Raw genomic sequence first — 17823 nt, forward strand, 5'->3', positions numbered from 1 at the left:
CGTGGCACCCCGCCTTCAGCCCGGCTCCATCCCTTCCGAACAGGAATGCTTTCCCATGACTGACAACAGCAACTGGTACATCGAACACTTCGAGCGCACCGGCTCGGCCATCGGCTACCGCATCACCGGCAAGCTGGACGAAGTGCAGTCGCCGTTCCAGAAGATCGAGATCTTCCAGACCACCGACTGGGGCAACCTGATGACCATCGATGGGGCCATCATGCTGACCAGCAAGGACAACTTCTTCTACCACGAGATGATCAGCCACCCGGTGCTGTTCACCCACGCCGCGCCCAAGCGCGTGGTGATCATCGGCGGCGGCGACTGCGGCACCCTGCGCGAAGTGCTCAAGCACAAGGGCGTGGAGAGCGTGACCCAGTGCGACATCGACGAGCAGGTGACGGTGATGGCGCGCAAGCACTTCCCGGAACTGTGCGATTCCAACGACGACCCGCGCGCGGAGCTGATGTTCGATGACGGCGTGGCCTACATGGCCAACTGCCCGGCCGGCAGCGTGGACGTGGTGATCGTCGATTCGACCGACCCGGTCGGCCCGGGTGAAGGCCTGTTCAACAAGGCGTTCTACGAGAGCTGCTTCAAGGCCCTGAAGGACGACGGCATCCTGGTGCAGCAGTCGGAGTCGCCGCTGATGCAGCTGGAGCTGATCAACGAAATGCGCACCGAGATGGGCAAGGCAGGCTTCGGCTCGTTCAAGACCCTGCCGTTCCCGCAGCCGTGCTACCCCACCGGCTGGTGGAGCGTGACCCTGGCGCGCAAGGGCGACAGCAGCTTCGACTTCCGCCAGGCCGATTCGGCCGCCAAGACCTTCGACACCCTGTACTACACCGCCGCGCTGCACACCGGCGTACTGGTGACCCCGCCGTTCGTGAAGGCGGCGCTGAAGGGCTGATCCTGTAGAGCCGAGCCCACGCTCGGCTGCCCTTCGGACAGGTTGCGGTAGACCAAGCCGAGCATAGGCTCGGCTCTACAACATGCCCCGTGGAATCCTGTAGAGCCGAGCCCACGCTCGGCTGTTTTTCCCTTACAGCGCCCAGATACCAGCGATCACCGCCACCACCAGGCCCCACTTGATCACCTGGTAGGCCACCACGCTGCGCTCGCGCAGCGCCTTGGCCTTCAACCGTACCTTGTAGACACTGCCGAAGGCCTTGTTGACGCCACCGGTCGGGTCACCCGGCAGGTTCGGCGAGGCGCCACCGGCCAGCAGCGTGGACGCCACCAGGCGGTTGAACAGGCCCGGCAGGCCGAAGCGCAGCGGGCGGGCGATATCGCAGAACAGGATCACCCGGTCATCGGGCGTCTCGTTGTGCGCGTGGTGGATGTAGGTCTCGTCGAACATCATCCACTCGCCGTCGCGCCAGCTCTTCTTGATGCCGTCCACTTCGATGTAGCAGGCATCGTTGTTGGGCGTGGCCAGCCCCAGGTGCAGGCGCAGCGAGCCGGCGAACGGATCGCGGTGCGGGCGCAGTTCGCTGCCCGACGGCAGCTGCGCGAACATCGCCGCACGCACGTCCGGCAGCGATTCCAGCAGCGCGGTGGTCTTGGGGCACATCGCCTTGGCCGACGGGTGCGAGGGGCCGTACCACTTCAGGTAGAAGCGCTTCCAGCCGCGGCGGAAGAACGAATTGAAGCCGGCATCATTGAACGTGCTGGAGGCAGCAATCGCCTGCGCATCGCGCAGCGCCAGCGCCTCGTCGCGGATCATCTGCCAGTTCTGCCGCAGCGGCTCCAGCTGCGGGAATTCCTTGCCCGGGTCCAGGAACGGCGTGGTCGGCACCTTGGAAAACATGTACATGACCACGTTGATCGGGGCCATGAAGCTGGAGTGGTCCAGCAGCTGGCGCGACCAGCGCGCACGGACCTTGCCACGGAAGTGGATGTACAGCACGCAGGACACGAACAGCGCCGCAAGCACGATTTTGATGATCAAAACACTTTCCTCCAGCACACGCCGGACAGGGAAACAGGGCGATGCGGCCGCAGGGCCGGCATCAGTGGGGGAACGCGGCAGGAGACGGGGACGTGCCGGGTGGGTGCGGCCGTCGATGTCGCGTGTAACAGCTTATGGTCGGCAGGCCGTGCGCCGGGGTCAAGCCGGGCGTGCGCGGCGCGCAGCGCTGCCGTGTGAGCGGAGACGGGCGACCTTGCAAGTCGTTGAAATTCAATGCCTTTTAAAAAATTGAGACATAATTGTCCGAATGTATGTGACGAACTGTTCCAGCCACGACGCCGACATTTCTCCGACAAATCGTGGAATAGCGAACTCGCCGGTACTAAAATTCACTTAACGAAAGTTTAGCCAGTTCCCCCAGTCGTACCGGTTCGCTTGACGCTTCAGCGCCGCCCACCGGGTCGCCCGAGACCCCAGATGATCCCTTCCATTACCCCCTCCCCGTCCTGCGGCGATGACGCCGTGGCGCCGCTGCTGCTCAAGCGCGGTGAACGCTTCCTCGCCCCCGATGTCTACCGCACCTGCCTGGACGGTCGTCCGGCGGTGGTGAAGGACTACTCCCGCTACCGTGGCACCCCCGTGTCGCCGATCGCCCGGCTGATGGTGCGCCGCGAGGCGCGCATGCTGGAACGCCTGGGCGGCTGGAAGCACGCCCCGGCCCTGCTCGGCACCCTTGGTGGCCTGGCGCTGGGCATGGAATTCATCCCCGGCCAGACGCTCAGCACCGCGCAGGCCGTGGGCAATGAAGTGTTCGAGCAGCTGCAGCACGCGCTGAGCCGCCTGCACGCCGCCGGCATCACCCACAACGACCTGCATGGCACCAACGTGGTGGTCAGCGCCGGCGTGCCGGTACTGCTGGATTTCACCTCGGCCTGGCGCGTACCGCGCTGGCTGCGCCGCAACCCGCTGAGCCGGCAGCTGAGCCGCAGCGACATGAAGAACCTGCTGAAGATGCGCCAGCGCGTGACCGGCCAGGCGCCGAGTGCTGCGCAGGCCGCCATGGTGGCCGACCCGGGTTGGGTGGCCGCCGTGCGGCAGGGCTGGAAGCGGTTCTACAAGTGGGCGAAGCGCCGGTAGAGGTCGAGCTCGCTCGACCGCCTTTCTGTAGAGCCGAGCCCACGCTCGGCTGCTCTTTGCACCCGCCGAGCGTGGGCCCGGCTCTACAAAAGCGGCTTACAACGCGTCCGCGTCCAGCTCACCGGTACGAATACGCACCACGCTGCCCAGGTCGTACACGAACACCTTGCCGTCGCCGATCTTGCCGGTGCCCGCCGCCTTCACGATGGCTTCCACCACCACCTCCACCTGATCGTCGGTCACCGCCACTTCCAGCTTCACCTTCGGCAGGAAGTCGACCACGTACTCGGCGCCGCGGTACAGCTCGGTATGGCCCTTCTGGCGACCGAAGCCCTTCACTTCCGTCACCGTGATCCCGGTAACCCCGCGCTCGGCCAGCGCTTCGCGCACGTCGTCGAGCTTGAACGGCTTGATCACCGCCATGACCATCTTCATCGTCTATCTCCTGTATTCCGGCGTGGAGGATAGCGCCTGAACGCGGCCGGTGCGAAACCCGCAGCGCCTGTCCGGCAGCCCGGGGCCAGCAGTATCCTTACTGCCGAACAGCTGTGGCCGCGCCGGATGCGCAGGCCCACCACCCCACGGAGCACCCCATGATCGACCTGAACCAAATCGATGACCTGGCCCGTCGCCTCAGCGACCTGGTGCCGCCGGGCCTGCGCGAATCGCGCGAGGAACTGCAGGCCACCTTCAAGAGCGCGCTGCAGGCGGGGCTGGCCAAGCTGGACCTGGTGACCCGCGAAGAGTTTGAAGTGCAGCGTGCGGTGTTGTTGAAGACCCGCGAGAAGCTGGATGCGCTGGAAACAGCGGTGCGCGAGCTGGAAGGACGCAGCAAGGCAGAATGAAAAAAGGAGGCGCACCGCGCCTCCCACTTACAGAGTATTTCCCTGATGGGGCCTTGCCGCAAGGCCCGCCCGGCGCCCTAGACTCGCCGGCCTGTCGATCCGGCAGGACAGGTAGGGGTAGTGCCGATGGCACAGGACACCGAATGGACACCCGTTTCGCATGACACCTGCGACCAGGTCGCCGGGCCGTTCTATCACGGCACCCGGGCTGACCTCGCGGTAGGCGAACTGCTGAGCGCGGGATTCCGCTCCAACTATCGCGACAGTGTGGTGACGAAGCACGTCTACTTCACGACGATTGCCAAGGGCGCTGGGTTGGCTGCGGAGATGGCGCGGGGTGAGGGGCGGCCGCGTGTGTATGTGGTGGAGCCAACCGGGCCGTTTGAGGACGATCCGAATGTGACCAACAAAAAGTTTCCTGGGAATCCGACGCGGTCGTATCGGAGTGCGGAGCCGTTGCGGATTGTTGGTGAGATTGCGGAGTGGGAGCACTACGACGCTGAGTTCGTTCGGCAGTTGAGGGAGTTCGTTGCTTCGGGGAGCGCGGAGATCATCAATTGATGGGGGGCAGGCGCTGACGCGGCATTTCGGGGGACTCTGCCGTAGGGACTTAAGCTGGTAACACCTAGCCGGGCACGTGCCGAATCCTTCCAAATGCCTGCACGAAAGGCAGTGGGCGCTGCACGCAACCGAGCGTTGAACATCACAAGCAGATGCGCTTCCGCTCACCATATAAGCGACGCTTAGAGGCAAGAACCCTCTCGCAATCGCAGGCCCAGTCGCGGCGGTTCTCGTGCACGAGATCATCAGCGACAGTAGTATGGCGAAACTGAAAAATGGAGTTCCTTTCGTCCTTCGCCTGCAAGCACCTTGGAGCCTGCAAATGCTTCATAGGAAATGAATCCTCTCAATGCACCGTGCGGTTCAACGCGGTGCTCCCCACAGCCCCCTGGGCAATAGGCGCTCATCAGCCCACTACGGGCCTGCAGCCGATCTCCTCCCGCCAGCACAAACGTGTCATCTCTGGCTACAGAAAAGCCACCTGTGGCGTCCGGCCAGCTCTCCTTTGAGACGCACAACGCGCGGTCGTCATTCGAGACGAGTGAAACATCAAAGCGGCGCTCTTCGGCCCTATCGACAACATCCACCCTATAATTTTCCGCGGCAGGGCGGATGATTCCATGCGAGCAGGAGCACAAGCCTCCTGCCAGAAAAACCACAAGGGAAAATCCAAATAAATTCTTCATCGGGCAAAGTCCATTAGATGATCTGGATTGATCAGTCGCTGTGAACTGGGGAACTGCTCAAAGCTATCCCTCTCCGCCGGCGAGCCAAACTTGTATCCCTTCTCACCATTGAACAGCGTGTCTTTGTATCCAAACACAGCATGCGCGGTCTCATGCCCGGCCGCCCAAGCAAGAGTCGATTGGCTCCTGAACTCGGCATGACTTGTATTCACGATTACTTGTGCCGAACCACTCGTGGGGACAGCAGCCAATGTTCCGGCATTATTACCTCCGTACTTGGCATCAATTTGAGCGGTCGTCATTCCGTTGGCAGGAATCGCGCCCGCCCCGGTATCCCGGAGCGCAGCTGCCATGCTCGACATGTCAGACGCAACTTTTGTCATGTTCTCGACTGTACCGGAACCTTCGCCAAAGTTGCGCTCAAATGCTCGAGTAAGGCTTTTCAGACCCTTCCCACTCGACAGCGCGCCTGTAATTCTATCCGCCGCCTTCTCAAGGCTCTTGGCGGCACTCTGCTGCGCTTTGTCAAATCCTTTCCATTCCCTGTCTGAAAAACCAGAGCCACGGGAAAGTCTTCCGTCAGGGTCCCTGAATCGATACGGATTGTCATCCGCATACCAGTATCGATTGAATGCTCCAAGCGGACCTCCGTAGGCGGTTACTGGATCCACAGACAGGAACCTGCCCACCTGTGGATCGTAGTAGCGCTGCTGCATATAGGAGAGGCTGTTCTGACTGTCGCTGACATGCCCCGCGTAGCCGATCCCGTCATTCAGTGGCCGATTCAGAAGCTCGCCATATGGATCATAAAAACTGCGCTCGACCACACTGCCCGAAGCGTCAGTAACTGCGACAGGTGAACCCAACAAATCCGGATGCGAGTACTTCAGAAGCGTTATTCCTTCCGGCCCTGATTCCAAAGTAGCAACAAGCATCGCACCTAAGTAAAGATACTCCCGAATTTTCCCATCGCGCTCGCTTTGCTGCCTACGAATCTTACCTTGGCTGTCATACATGGAAAGGATCGATCCGCTGCCCTGCAACCATGCCAGAACACGACGCCCATGACCGTCATAACGGTAGTTTTCCGGTCCTGGGGCTGAACGCAGTCGATTTCCCATGTCGAACACGAAGGCCTGCCCATTCCGCATCGAGAGATTTCCCTGTGCGTCATATGCCAGTCCCATCGTAGTCGCGCCGTCGCTCGACATCACGTTGGTCAGCCGGTTGGCACCATCATAGGCATAGAAATGATCCTTGCGGCCCAGCAGTCTGGCGCTCTTGATGTTGTCCAATACGTCATAGGCATAGCGGACAGTGCCATCGCCGCCAAAGGCGGCCGAAGCCGCCTGCGTAAGGCGACCGAGACCATCATAGGCCATCTGCCGGTTGCGACCGGAATCTATTGTGTCGAGAATCGAGTTCAGGTTGCCAACCGCATCGTAGCTGTAATTCAGGCCGATCACATTGGGCGATGCAGCGATGCGGGAGGGAAGCTGCCGGGTGTTGAGCACCTGCTCGAACTGAATGCCGTTGCCATATGTGAACATGCGAATGCTGCCATTTGCATGATACTCAGCGCCATTCACGTAACTGCCGACGCGGCTTGGCTGGCCCAGAGCATTCGGATCCAATGCAATGAACATACCACTCGGGTACTGGATGCCGGAACGCGATGCGTTGGCGTCGTAAGAATAGCCGAGCCCCCAAGTGAACCAGCCGGGCTGTGATGTGGATTCGCCCGTCATCAGCCTTCGCTTGTTGTAGCTGTACGCATTGGTAGTCTGGTTCGCCCCACCGTCGTTGAGCGTGACTATCTGAGTTGGAAGCCCATCTGCGGCGTAACTCCAAGTCTGGTTTCCATTCCCATCGGGGAACGTCAGCGTCGAAATCCTGTTACGCGCATCGTACGCCCGATCAATACGTCGCCCGGATCCTTGGGCCGCCGCCAGATCACAGTTGGCGGCATCCGGAAGGTTCAAACCACTGGCAGTCCAGAGAGTGTTGCCAGCGCCATCCTGGGCGATGACCGTAGCCCCAGACTCTGGCTCTATGGCCTTGCACAGTTCCCCGCCAGCGCCGTACACAAGCGTGCGTTGCAAGCGCACGCTGCCGTCTGCATTGCGACGTACGATCGCCGCCGGCCGCCCATAGCGATCCCGTGGAATATCGGTAAATTCCCCTTCGGGCGCGCTGATGGCAATTGCATCAGACTGCGCCGGTGTACCGAACGCAACGTACTGCACGCGGGTGGTATAGCCTCGCGGATCCACCGTGGTGCGTCGATTGCCCGCCTCGTAGGTGATGACGCTCGTTGCCACTCCGGACTCGGTATCCTGGGAAACCGATGTGGGGCGTCCCAATGCATCGTACTCGGTCCAAGTACCCTTCAATGGCGGCAGCGTTACGCGGGTGTTGGTATTGGCTGTAGCATCCCCAAATCGACCTACCCCTTCCTGGTTCATCCGCCACTGCAACGGGTACTGCCCGGCGACCGAAGGTGCGGTGATCGTAAATAGAAATTCGACAATGCCATTGGGCGGCACATCATAGGGCAGGGGAATACGCGCGGCGCTCCACACGGTATTGTCGGCAGGATTCTCGGTCGCCAGTGCGTATCCCGCTCCGCTGCTCCACGTCGTCTCGCCTGTGTTGCGGAAGCGCAGCCGCATCTGCATCGTGCTACCTGTCTCCATACCGATCGGGAAACCGCCCCCCTCTTCGGTTCGCGCGTTGTTCACAGGTGCCGTTACGCTCACCGCCACATTCGGCGTGGCGGGCCCAAACCAGCCCTTCCCATCAGCCCACATCTGCCGCTGGAAGTTATAGATCCCCGGCGCTGTAGGCGCTTGCATCGGCACTGGAATATCAACTGTTTCCCCAGGCGCTACCGCACGAGGGAGCGCAATGCGCGCGCTGCCCCAAAGTGTTGAATCGGTAGGGTTCTGGGCCCCCAACCAGTGGCTACCCGGATACCACGTGGTGTCGCCGGTGTTCTTCATGCTTACTACGGCGGATTGACTTCCCGCAGTCTTCATTTCATTGGCTACGAATTGACTGTGGTACTCAGCGCCGTTGACCGGTTGCCAAATAAAGAAGCCGATCTGGCCTGAAGCAAGCCCAAACCAGTTCCCATTCCTGTGCATCTGGAATGCCACGCCATACCAGCCTCCATTGGCCGCGCCCGTGCTGGGAACTAGAGTGATGTTGAAGGTCGCTGTTGCTCCCGGCGGCACTGTTCCTGGGACGGATAGGCTTGAGGACTGCCAGTACGCCGGATTGTCGTTGGGCATGCTGAGTGCATATCCGCCTTCCGGCGTCCATGTAGTTTCCCCTGTATTCCTCATCGTGACCGTCGCCACGAACGGCTGGCCGGCCACCACGCGATTTGTTGACAGAGAGGCAGACACCATCTCGGCCGAGTTAACAGGTTCCGGAGGGGCATTGACAGTAATGACTACAGGCCCACTCTGCAGCGACCTGACAATCTCCTCTCCGTTGAGGTTGCGGATGCCCTGCGCCGTCAGCATGTACTGATACGTTCCTGGCGGCAGACCATGCACCGTGTACGCGCCATACGCGAAATTGGTAACCAGCGCGCCGTTCTGCGTCAGCCGGACGTTGTCGATGTACTCGGACTTGGGACCCGCATTGGTACTCCCGAACTCAACCGTCATGGTCACAGTTGCTGGAGCTGTATAGACGGTCTGCGCCGGGCCGGTCAGCCTGACCCAAGCCTGGGCGTGCACTGCTGGACTAAGCGCAAGCGCCATGATCATCAGCAGCAATGCGCCAAACCAGCGCGACTGAATGCCCGATTCCATCATCGTCGGAATTCGCATCAGGGCCCCTCCACGCGATATCGACCGGGATAGGACTGGAAGATCGTCCTGCCGGCGTGGTCATAGGATGTGATGACCTGCCGCAGCGTTGAACCGCGATTGGCCGTGTCGTACTCCTCGGTAAGTACAGGACGCATCAATGCGTCGTGCCACGTTATGCGCCGTGCATTGCCGATTGATTCCGTGCGACGCCAGTGCCCCGCTGCCAGCCCCCGTTCAGACCCTGTGGTCCGCAGGTAGTTGATGATCGAATCATTCCACGCCACGTTGTCGCCGCCGGGATACCGGATGAGCGCCAAGCGGCCGACCGCGTCGTAGCCGTAGGAAGTGGTCGCCGCGGTTTCGTCGGTTCTGCTCAACAGCCAACCGTTGTCGTCCACCGTGGCGGAGATGCTGGTGCCATCGGCGTACAGGATGCGCCGAGGCGTGCCCCGCTTGTAATCCTGCAGTTGCGTTGCGTTGCCGTTGCCATCAACCACCTGCGTGATGTTCCCCAACGGGTCATAGGCCAGCGTTTGCCTCAGCTTGCCGAACACCCATGTGGACTGCGGGAGGGACTGTGCATTGAACTCGGTGCGCTGTTGCTCCACACCGGTCTCGACATCTTCCACGCGTTCTTTCTGGCCCAAGGTCCAGCTTGCGAGATCGTCATGAAGTACAACCCTGTCTTTGGCCACGCCCAGGTCACTTCCACTGTAGGTCTGGACCGGCCTCGCAAAGAGGTCGAATAGATCCACCCGCTCGGTATATGCCGTGGCCTCGCGCGTGGTGACGACCTGCTTCTGCGGCTCGATGAGTCCTTCGGTTGGGGTCATGATGCTCAGCGATTGCCCCACCAGAGGAATGAACTGCCCAGCAGCCTCTTCCTTGCTCAGATACTGGTATTTCACGCCTTGAAGCGTCACACCCGCAGCATTGGCGGTTCGGGTCTCCAGCACCTTGCCTTCATCGACGCGCGGCCGCACGCCGAACAGATAGCTGGTGACGCTTCCGTCAGGCTCGGTCACCGTCGTCCAGCGACCCTCGGCTGAAAAGCCATCCTGGAAGCCGTAGGTGGTTGTCATTGATGGCAGGCCCGGCCCACTGATGGTCCGCTGCTGCAGGTTCCAGACACCGATATAGGGCGTCTGCTCAGGCGACGAGCACGGGCTGATGTCGGTAGCGCGGTAGAAGTAGCGATAGGCCAGTGAGTAGGTAGACACCGCACCCGCCGGATGACCAACCGCATAGCTGTAGGGGCCGTAGACGGTTCCCATACGAGGATCGCACTCGGAGCCCTCCGGCGTAGGTCCAAAATTGGGGGGGCGCAGCGTGCCGCTCGCGGTGTAGGTCCACCGCGTACCGTCGGGAAGCACCACGGCCGCCAGTCCACCATCGATACGCGAGCCAAGTACGCCGGGTTCACGGTACTGGTAGGTCCATGTTCGACCGTGGGCCGAGGCACTTGTAATGCGGTCGCCGGAGTAGCCAAGGGTGATGGCACGTCCGTCACTGCTGGTGATGGACGTCAGCTTGTCGCCGTTGTATCCATAATTGACCCAGTTGCCGAAACGATCCTCCACGCGCGTAGCCATGAAGAAGACATGGGTTCGTGACAGCGACCGGGTGGGTGCCAGTGGATTATCCTTGTAATTCATCCGGGTCATTTCGCGCGTCACGACCCAGTTGAGGTAGTACTTCGTCCCATCCGGCGTGACCGCCAGGAACGCCTCGCCAGGCACTCCGTTCTCGGTCTGCGGCAAGCACCGGACGCGCACATTGCCGGCTGTCACCCATGGATAGCTCTGCGCGTCAGTGGGCATCGGGACGCCGGCTGATGCAACCAGCATCTGCGCGCTCCCTTGGCCGGGCAGATTCAGACCGTAGCCATTCCAGAACACGGTTTCCGGGTAGTAGGAAATGCCGCCATCGCCAATGTAGGGCCGCTTCTGCTGTGTGCAGCGCTGGAAGCGGCTCGCATCGTTGTCGGGCCCGACCACCCATCCGCGGGCGCTGAAAACACCCTCCAAGTGTGGAACGTCGACATCCCAATCGTAGAAGCCGGCAAGGTCGCCAGGCTTGCTGTCCTGATACAAATAGCGCTCACTGATGCTGCGCTTGCGGCTCAGCGCCACAGGCGGTCCAGCGTTGCCCGGGATGGCGATGTCTGTGACCGAAAAGCTCAACTGCCCGTTGAACAGAGAAATGCTCTCGCCGAAGGCACCTGCATCAAGCTTCCCAAGCTGCTGGGCCTTGCCAACGCGATTGGCGTATTCGGACTCGGCCTCCACGAATTCCTGCGCCGAAGCCGACGTTGCAGCGAAGCACAGCAACACTGGAGCGAGCCGCCACCCATTGCATCCCATGATGTCCCCCTGGCGAGAATGAACAATCCGTTCATACAGCGCTGCCGATTTTGCACGGTCACCCGCTCTCACACTCGTCAGAAAAACCCGCATTGCCCTGTAGGCTTTTTCTTAACGGGCCCGACCAGCCCCTACGTTTGTGCTCGAAAAGTGCGACCGAACGGTCTCAAGATGCCGTCACAGGGTTTCGCGATCGGTTTAACTTGGCGGGCTGAAGACCGAACCGGCTGTTACCTCACGGAGCCCCCCCATGATCGACCTGAACCAAATCGATGACCTCGCCCGTCGCCTCAGCGACCTGGTGCCGCCGGGCCTGCGCGAATCGCGCGAGGAACTGCAGGCCACCTTCAAGAGCGCTGCAGGCGGGGCTGGCCAAGCTGGACGTGGTGACGCGCGAAGAGTTTGAAGTGCAGCGTGCGGTGTTGTTGAAGACCCGCGAGAAGCTGGATGCGCTGGAAACGGCGGTGCGCGAGCTGGAAGGCCGCAGCAAGGCAGAATGAAAAAAGGAGGCGCACCGCGCCTCCCACTTACAGAGTATTTCCCTGATGGGGCCTTGCCGCAAGGCCCGTCCGGCGCCCTAGACTCGCCGGCCTGTCGATCCGGCAGAACAGGTAGGGGTAGTGCCGATGGCACAGGACACCGAATGGACACCCGTTTCGCATGACACCTGCGACCAGGTTGCCGGGCCGTTTTATCACGGCACCCGGGCTGACCTCGCGGTGGGCGAACTGCTGAGCGCGGGATTCCGCTCCAACTATCGCGACAGCGTGGTGATGAACCACATCTACTTCACCACGATTGCCAAGGGCGCGGGGTTGGCTGCGGAGATGGCCAAGGGTAAGGGGCGACCGCGCGTGTATGTGGTGGAGCCGACCGGCCCATTTGAAGACGATCCGAATGTCACCAACAAGAAGTTTCCTGGGAACCCGACGCGGTCGTATCGGAGTGCGGAGCCGTTGCGGGTTGTTGGGGAGATTACGGAGTGGGAAGCCTACGACGCGGAGTTCGTTCGGCAGTTGAGGGCGTTTGTTGCTTCGGGGAGTGGGGAGATCATCAATTGATGGAGGGGAAGGCTCCTGCTTTGGCTGACGGACGAGCAACGCAGCAATTCTCGGAGGATGTCCGCTCTCGGCCAGAAGCGGACATCAACGTGTCCGACCGCTATCGACCCTAAGTTAGTGCGCAAGAACCGAGCTTAGTTCCGTTCTTTGATGTTCCAGGATCTAGTCGCCAACACGGCCTTAATCCATAGCTCATCATCCGCGTTCGAAGAAGGGCTTTGCAGAAGGAGGCTGACGCGCATACGCTAATCCGCATGACCTACCGGATTCCATAGCATGGGCATTCTTGGACAAACGCTAACCCAGGACGCCGTGCGAACGGCCGATTGGGTGCGTCACGTAGACGGATTAGGCGATTGGCCGACAGGCGCGTCGCAGCACTATACGCATCTGCTCCGCGTTACCCAGGAACTGGATGCGCAAGGCCGTGCCACTGAAGCGGCGATTGTTCGCCTGCTTGCATCGACCGTCTCGATGCGACTGAGCGCCGGCACCGCTAGCAACCTGTTCCACCCGCTTTTCCGAATAGGCGACAGAGTAAGCACGTTGATCGAAGACTACGATGCCAACGACGTCGCCTGCCTCCAGGTGCTATCGGAAACCGTCGAAGATCCTTGGCTCAAGGCCAGGCTTGCCGATGTCGCATGCGTCGCGGGGCAAGGCCTCGGGATGAAGATGTGGCAGTACGGACAGATCGCAGCCAGAGCCTACCTCGATCATTGCGAGCAGGTCATGTGCGGCGAGAACGCTGTTGCCTCACGCGAAGAAATGCAACGCGGTCTTGAGCTTACTTCCACGTATGCAAAGCGCGACGTGGATCTGCACAACAGTTACTGGAGCGTGATCGAAGCTGCTATCCACCACTCGCTCGCGCAGGGCTGGCCGGGTGTCTTTTTCCCACTTTCGGAACTTGTTCGGGGGCGAAACCGAGCACTAGGGCTGAAACTCGCCCCAGCTTTTGAGGATCACGCAGCCCGCCTTGCCGCGCAAGGTGACGGCTATCACCCCGACAACGCGCAGACCTGTTATGAGATCGCCGCTAGGTTCTGGGAAAGGAATCGAGACGATTCTGCGGCACGGAGGTGTCAGCAGGCGGCCGCCGAGGTTTTGGTTGAACGGGCGCGGCTACCGGCCCAGGCGATGCTGAAGGCGGACTGGCTGGCCGAAGGAATAGCCAAGCTTCGCCAGTACGGCGGAGACCGCGCCAGAATCCGGGACCTGCAGGAAGAGCTCGCTGACGTCCGCAGGACGATCCTGGAAGAGATGCACCTTCACGAGTTCCCGATGGATTTCGGGGAATTGATCGAGCACGTGCGCGCGACTGTAATCGGCCCCACCGACCACGAAGGACTAATGCAGTTGGCCTATGGGATTGGGCATGGCGCCGCGTACGACAATGTCCGGCAGTCTGTGCTCGACAACAATGCTCGTCACCCGCTCGCCGACTTCTTTGTCCGAATCAGCTACAACGAGAATGGGATTCCTGTCTCCAGGCGGGAATCCTTCGACCGAACGAATGAGGACCACGTCTTTCAGAAGATGATCGAGCAGGTTCGAGAAATCGACGCCACGGTCGCAATGCCTGGCATCTTCGAGGCCATCGACATCTTCAACGAGAAGTTCGAGCCGTCCCTAAACAGCCTCTTGCTCTACCTGCATCAGTCCCCGAGCGTTCCCGATGGCCATGAAGACTCGATCGCACGCGGCCTGACAGCAGGATTCAACCATGATTGGTTAGAGGTTGCCGCTTACCTGATTCCGCAGGCCGAGGCGATCGTGCGCAACATCTTCAGGCGTGAAAGAAAGAACACCCTAGTCGACCGCGGCGACGGCACTGAAGAGGAGATGTCCCTCAACCAGCTTCTGGAAAGCGCCCCTGCCGACGAGGTTCTTGGCAAGGATTTCGTTCTCCAGCTGCGTGCGATCCTCACTGAGAAATCTGGCTTCAACCTGCGCAATCTCTACACCCATGGATTGCTTAGCGACGATGCTCTTCACAACGCCGGGTTGTACAACTTGTGGTGGGTTTTGCTTCGTATGGTCTTGTTCGTTCCCTGGGGCCATGAATGGATGCACGCGCGAATAGAGGAAAAGCGGCGAAGTGCAGTCAACAGTCACGATGAAGCGGCTATCGAGGCCAGAGGCGCAGCCCCGTAACGTCCGCTTCGGGTCGGTAGCCGACATTGACATCCTTCCCTGCGGTCGATCAGGGCCCGATGTCCGCTTCCGGCCAGAAGCGGACATCGCGTCGCCCCGCTCGGCACGCGCGTGAGTTGGCGGTACCTTCCGGTCCGGCCGCATGGGCGGGCCCAGCAATATCGCTAAACAAGCGATGTCGCATTTGCCATGTCCCAAATCCCCCGTCGGACGAACTGGTCGACAAAACCACATAGGTACCAAAGGCTTTGTCCCCCAACGGCTCTTGCAGCACTTCCACCCATGCGACAATGCCAAAAACGTCTCGGGCTTTGGCGGCATTGACCTCAACCCCTTGGCATTTCTCACAACAGCAGGTAATCGTTACTGCGCCACCGTGCATCGGTGGTCGGGACTCGAAAACCCGTTGTTGTGATGAAGTTTGCGCTTGCCAGCCGGCACCACCCCGTGTGGTGCCGGCTGGCAATCCGTCTGCCGGCTATGGCGGGCGGTGCGTGGGGGCCTTGCGCCCGCCGGCGATCATCACACACCGGTTTTCGAGCCACGCATCGTCCGCCACCTCTATCGGTGGCGGCTTCTGCCTGCTTGCACGGAGCCTGCCATGACCACGCCGCACTCCCCTCACCCGCGCCCCATCCAGGAGGCGCCCTCGCCCGCCCCTGCCCTGGACCCCAACAGCCTTATCGCCATCCTGCACGCCATTGGCGCCGGCGCTGCGGCCGACGGTCAGCCATGGCCCGAGCGCCATCACCTGCGCAGCCGGCAGATGCAGTTGTCCGACGCCGACTGCGCGCTGACGGGCCAGCGCATCGTGCAGGAACTCCTGCTGGCAGCCGAGCGCACGCGTCAGAACGGAGAGCCCGACCAGTACGTGGGCGACCGGGTGATGGAGGGGCTGGTGATGGCCGATATCGCACTTACCGCCTTCATCCACGAACGGGTACGGCCACAGGACTGAGCGCATGAAGAAGTACGGTTCTGCCGCGGCGGCGGCGTGCATCGTGCTGATCGGCGCGATGTGGGCAGGCTGGCCCGAACCGGCAGGCGAGCAGGTGTGGGCCTACCAGAAGCTGCGCCCGGCCGATTACCGGCTACTGCACAGTGATGCACTCGGCTTCGTTACCGCGAAAGCGGATGAGGGCTTTGAACTGCACACGCGCTATGCCGGGGCGACGTCCTTCGAGATCCGGTGCAAAGGCGTGCTGGTGATGGACGTGGAGAACGCCCCCTCACGCGTGCTGATCCGGATGCCCGCCGATGCCTGGTGGCGGGCGCCGGATATCGAACGCCTTCGCATCAGTTTCGAACGCTGGTTGGATCTCCACCAGAGCCAGGGGCAGCTGTTGGTGGAAAGTGCTGGGCCATCGTGGCTTGAGGCGCGGTTCGGGCGCTTCGGCGGGGCGGTGCCTGATCAGCAGCGGTGTCTGTTTGAGGGCCCGGGCCGCGGGTGGCAGAATTCCCTCTGGTCTCTTCGTCCATTCCTCGGACTACTGAATCCATGATGGAAGCCCCCGTGACCGAATCGCCCCCCATTGAAGTTTCAGCCGAAGCCGCATCTCACAAGGGCGAATTCTTCCTGATCGACGCCGGCCTCCTGGGCAATGGCAAGGTTCCCGGCATAGAGATCGCTAACGAAGAGAAGCTGATCGACCCGGGGATGAATGTCGTCTCGCGTCCTGACGGAACGCCAGACCAGTATCCGGAGCGCCCCCATCTGGTTCATGTGCCGGAAAAGGGCGGATTGCCGCGCGATCTGGAAGAGCTCGCTGGCATATGGATTGTGTCGGAGCCGTTGAAGCAGCTGTTTGAGCAGTTGGACGCCGAGGCGTTTGCATTTGTGGCCTGCGACTTCAGCCTTGCTGACGGCAACCCCGGCCCTCGGTACTACCTGGGCAATGTGCTGCGCAGGCTTGATGCCCTGGATGAAGCCGCTTCCCGCGTGAGGATCAAGCTCGACCACAATTATCAGACCGGCGAGGACGAGAAGCTTTACAGCCTCGTCGGCGGAGCGAGCCTGGTATTCAAGCAGGATGTTGTGGGAGATGCCCATATCTTCCGCCAGGATCGCATGGGAGCGCCGCCCATCTGCGACCGCCCGATGTTTGATGCATTGAGTGCAGCCAACTTCTCCGGCGTACGGCTGCGCGATGTAGCCGATATTTAAGACGAGCTCTTTCAAACGGATTCTTGAATGAGGTGGTGCGCATGGCCGACACACCGGTTTTTTAGGGACACCATCTGATCGAACAGATTCCGTTCGAGCAAAGCCAGCTATTGAAGTCACTTGCCAGTCAAGTCTCCCAGGCGTTGGCCCGTTCTCCCGCGATGCTCATTGCTTAGAGCGCCACGGTGCTACCGCTTTGTTTCGCCAAGTCATACACCAGCAATGCCTCGTCTCCATTTCCGGCGCTGCATCCCAGCCCACCACTGTTGTCCCAGGCGGCAGACTCCCCTGTCATCTCAAATCCATCGGCATGGCCCACGCCGTTGGCTACCATTACGATCATCCCAAGCTCCCGCGCGACTGTTGCGTAATGGCGATGGGCACGTGCCATACCAGCCATGTTTTTTGCAACGCTGGCGATGTAGACCGTTGCTCCCGCCTCCTTGGCCCGCAAGGCGCTATCCATCTGTAGCGATTCGAAACAGATGGAGGGGACCAGAATTTCCTTTCCAATGGTTACTGACAGGGGCGTGGTTCCTGCCCTGAAGTAAGGCAGTTCGTCGGCATGGAGCATTTGCTTGGTGTAGACAGCGGGTGCTAGACCGCAGCGGAAGACGAACATGCCGATCTCCGGCCCATCGCTGCCACGATATGGCCCGCCGACTGCGATCAAAATCTGATGTCGATCACTCAGAGACTGGAATACTTCCAGACGAGCATCATCTGCCGTCATTGCCAGCTGCTCTGCCATCCGCGGCTCGTACCCGGTCAGCGACATCTCCGGAAAGAAGACCGCCGCACCGCCACACGAGGCGGCCAGATCAATGAAGTGAACGTGCCGTTCGATATTGCCATCGACGTCGCCAGGAGCTGATCGCATCTGTGCTGCAACAATCTTCATTCCCATTCTCTCTACTCAGGCTAAAGCTGAAGTGATAGCGGCTTTGTACGCTGATTATGCAACCGCCAGTTGGGTGTATCCAACGGGCTTCATTGATTCAATCGACGGTTGCTCTGTGGAGTAGTCAGCGTGATTGCATGCCGGGCCATCGTGGATCGAGGCGCGCTCTGGGCGCTTCGGCAGGTCCGTGCCTGATGAGCAGCGCTGCCTGT

At 60.9% G+C, this 17823-nt stretch carries 15 protein-coding genes and 1 pseudogene; 10 read left to right on the forward strand and 6 right to left on the reverse strand.

The window, feature by feature from the left end:
* Positions 1-55: 55 nt before the first annotated feature.
* Positions 56-910, forward strand: a complete 855-nt coding sequence (gene speE / locus AC13GI_RS06465; RefSeq protein ID WP_032977218.1) for a polyamine aminopropyltransferase — start codon at positions 56-58, stop codon at positions 908-910.
* Between the two features lie 132 nt (positions 911-1042).
* Here the strand turns inward: speE and AC13GI_RS06470 are convergent, their stop codons facing one another.
* Positions 1043-1948, reverse strand: coding sequence for an aspartyl/asparaginyl beta-hydroxylase domain-containing protein (locus AC13GI_RS06470; protein WP_049465655.1), 906 nt, complete (start codon positions 1946-1948; stop codon positions 1043-1045).
* 441 nt (positions 1949-2389) lie between these two features.
* Between AC13GI_RS06470 and AC13GI_RS06475 the strand changes: the two genes are divergently transcribed.
* Positions 2390-3049 (forward strand): RIO1 family regulatory kinase/ATPase domain-containing protein, encoded by a 660-nt coding sequence (locus AC13GI_RS06475; RefSeq protein ID WP_164280352.1) that lies wholly within the window; start codon positions 2390-2392, stop codon positions 3047-3049.
* A gap of 96 nt (positions 3050-3145) precedes the next feature.
* Here the strand turns inward: AC13GI_RS06475 and AC13GI_RS06480 are convergent, their stop codons facing one another.
* Positions 3146-3484: a P-II family nitrogen regulator gene (locus AC13GI_RS06480; protein WP_032977217.1), complete on the reverse strand. Its 339-nt coding sequence runs from the start codon at positions 3482-3484 to the stop codon at positions 3146-3148.
* 158 nt (positions 3485-3642) lie between these two features.
* Between AC13GI_RS06480 and ubiK (AC13GI_RS06485) the strand changes: the two genes are divergently transcribed.
* Positions 3643-3894: a ubiquinone biosynthesis accessory factor UbiK gene (ubiK, locus tag AC13GI_RS06485; protein WP_089237467.1), complete on the forward strand. Its 252-nt coding sequence runs from the start codon at positions 3643-3645 to the stop codon at positions 3892-3894.
* Between the two features lie 126 nt (positions 3895-4020).
* The gene (gene arr, locus AC13GI_RS06490; protein WP_099819732.1) at positions 4021-4455 is read left to right on the forward strand and encodes an NAD(+)--rifampin ADP-ribosyltransferase; all 435 of its coding nucleotides are present in this window, start codon (positions 4021-4023) and stop codon (positions 4453-4455) included.
* 245 nt (positions 4456-4700) lie between these two features.
* Here arr (AC13GI_RS06490) and AC13GI_RS06495 read toward each other — a convergent pair whose 3' ends face one another.
* Genes AC13GI_RS06495 through AC13GI_RS06505 form a run of 3 tightly spaced genes read right to left on the reverse strand, consistent with a single transcriptional unit; the run spans position 4701 to position 11421 of the window.
* On the reverse strand, positions 4701-5141 hold the full coding sequence (locus AC13GI_RS06495) for a hypothetical protein (protein WP_133119598.1): 441 nt from the start codon (positions 5139-5141) through the stop codon (positions 4701-4703).
* The gene (locus tag AC13GI_RS06500) at positions 5138-8983 is read right to left on the reverse strand and encodes an RHS repeat domain-containing protein (protein ID WP_482995839.1); all 3846 of its coding nucleotides are present in this window, start codon (positions 8981-8983) and stop codon (positions 5138-5140) included. The genes AC13GI_RS06495 and AC13GI_RS06500 overlap by 4 nt, the downstream gene beginning before the upstream one ends.
* Positions 8983-11421, reverse strand: a complete 2439-nt coding sequence (locus AC13GI_RS06505; protein ID WP_108724212.1) for an RHS repeat protein — start codon at positions 11419-11421, stop codon at positions 8983-8985. Before AC13GI_RS06505 ends, AC13GI_RS06500 begins: the two co-directional genes overlap by 1 nt.
* 157 nt (positions 11422-11578) lie before the next feature.
* Between AC13GI_RS06505 and ubiK (AC13GI_RS06510) the strand changes: the two are divergent.
* The 6 genes and pseudogenes from ubiK (AC13GI_RS06510) to AC13GI_RS06535 all read left to right on the forward strand — a co-directional run bounded on the left by ubiK (AC13GI_RS06510) (position 11579) and on the right by AC13GI_RS06535 (position 16710).
* A pseudogene (gene ubiK, locus AC13GI_RS06510) lies at positions 11579-11828 on the forward strand (ubiquinone biosynthesis accessory factor UbiK).
* 126 nt (positions 11829-11954) lie between these two features.
* On the forward strand, positions 11955-12389 hold the full coding sequence (arr, locus tag AC13GI_RS06515) for an NAD(+)--rifampin ADP-ribosyltransferase (RefSeq protein ID WP_482995840.1): 435 nt from the start codon (positions 11955-11957) through the stop codon (positions 12387-12389).
* Positions 12390-12665: 276 nt separating this feature from the next.
* Positions 12666-14546, forward strand: a complete 1881-nt coding sequence (locus tag AC13GI_RS06520; protein WP_482995841.1) for a DUF4209 domain-containing protein — start codon at positions 12666-12668, stop codon at positions 14544-14546.
* A gap of 601 nt (positions 14547-15147) precedes the next feature.
* Positions 15148-15504 carry a hypothetical protein gene (locus AC13GI_RS06525; protein ID WP_482995842.1) on the forward strand — a complete coding sequence of 119 codons (357 nt, stop codon included), beginning with the start codon at positions 15148-15150 and terminating at the stop codon, positions 15502-15504.
* Positions 15505-15508: 4 nt separating this feature from the next.
* Complete coding sequence (locus AC13GI_RS06530; protein WP_482995843.1) at positions 15509-16048, forward strand: cold-shock protein; 540 nt, start codon at positions 15509-15511, stop codon at positions 16046-16048.
* Positions 16048-16710: an imm11 family protein gene (locus AC13GI_RS06535; RefSeq protein ID WP_482995844.1), complete on the forward strand. Its 663-nt coding sequence runs from the start codon at positions 16048-16050 to the stop codon at positions 16708-16710. Before AC13GI_RS06530 ends, AC13GI_RS06535 begins: the two co-directional genes overlap by 1 nt.
* Positions 16711-16882: 172 nt before the next feature.
* On the opposite strand, the gene AC13GI_RS06540 is transcribed toward AC13GI_RS06535, so the two are convergent.
* Complete coding sequence (locus AC13GI_RS06540) at positions 16883-17611, reverse strand: carbon-nitrogen hydrolase family protein (RefSeq protein WP_482995845.1); 729 nt, start codon at positions 17609-17611, stop codon at positions 16883-16885.
* Between the last annotated feature and the right edge of the window lie 212 nt (positions 17612-17823).

The organism is Stenotrophomonas sp. 82F1 (assembly GCF_056861525.1).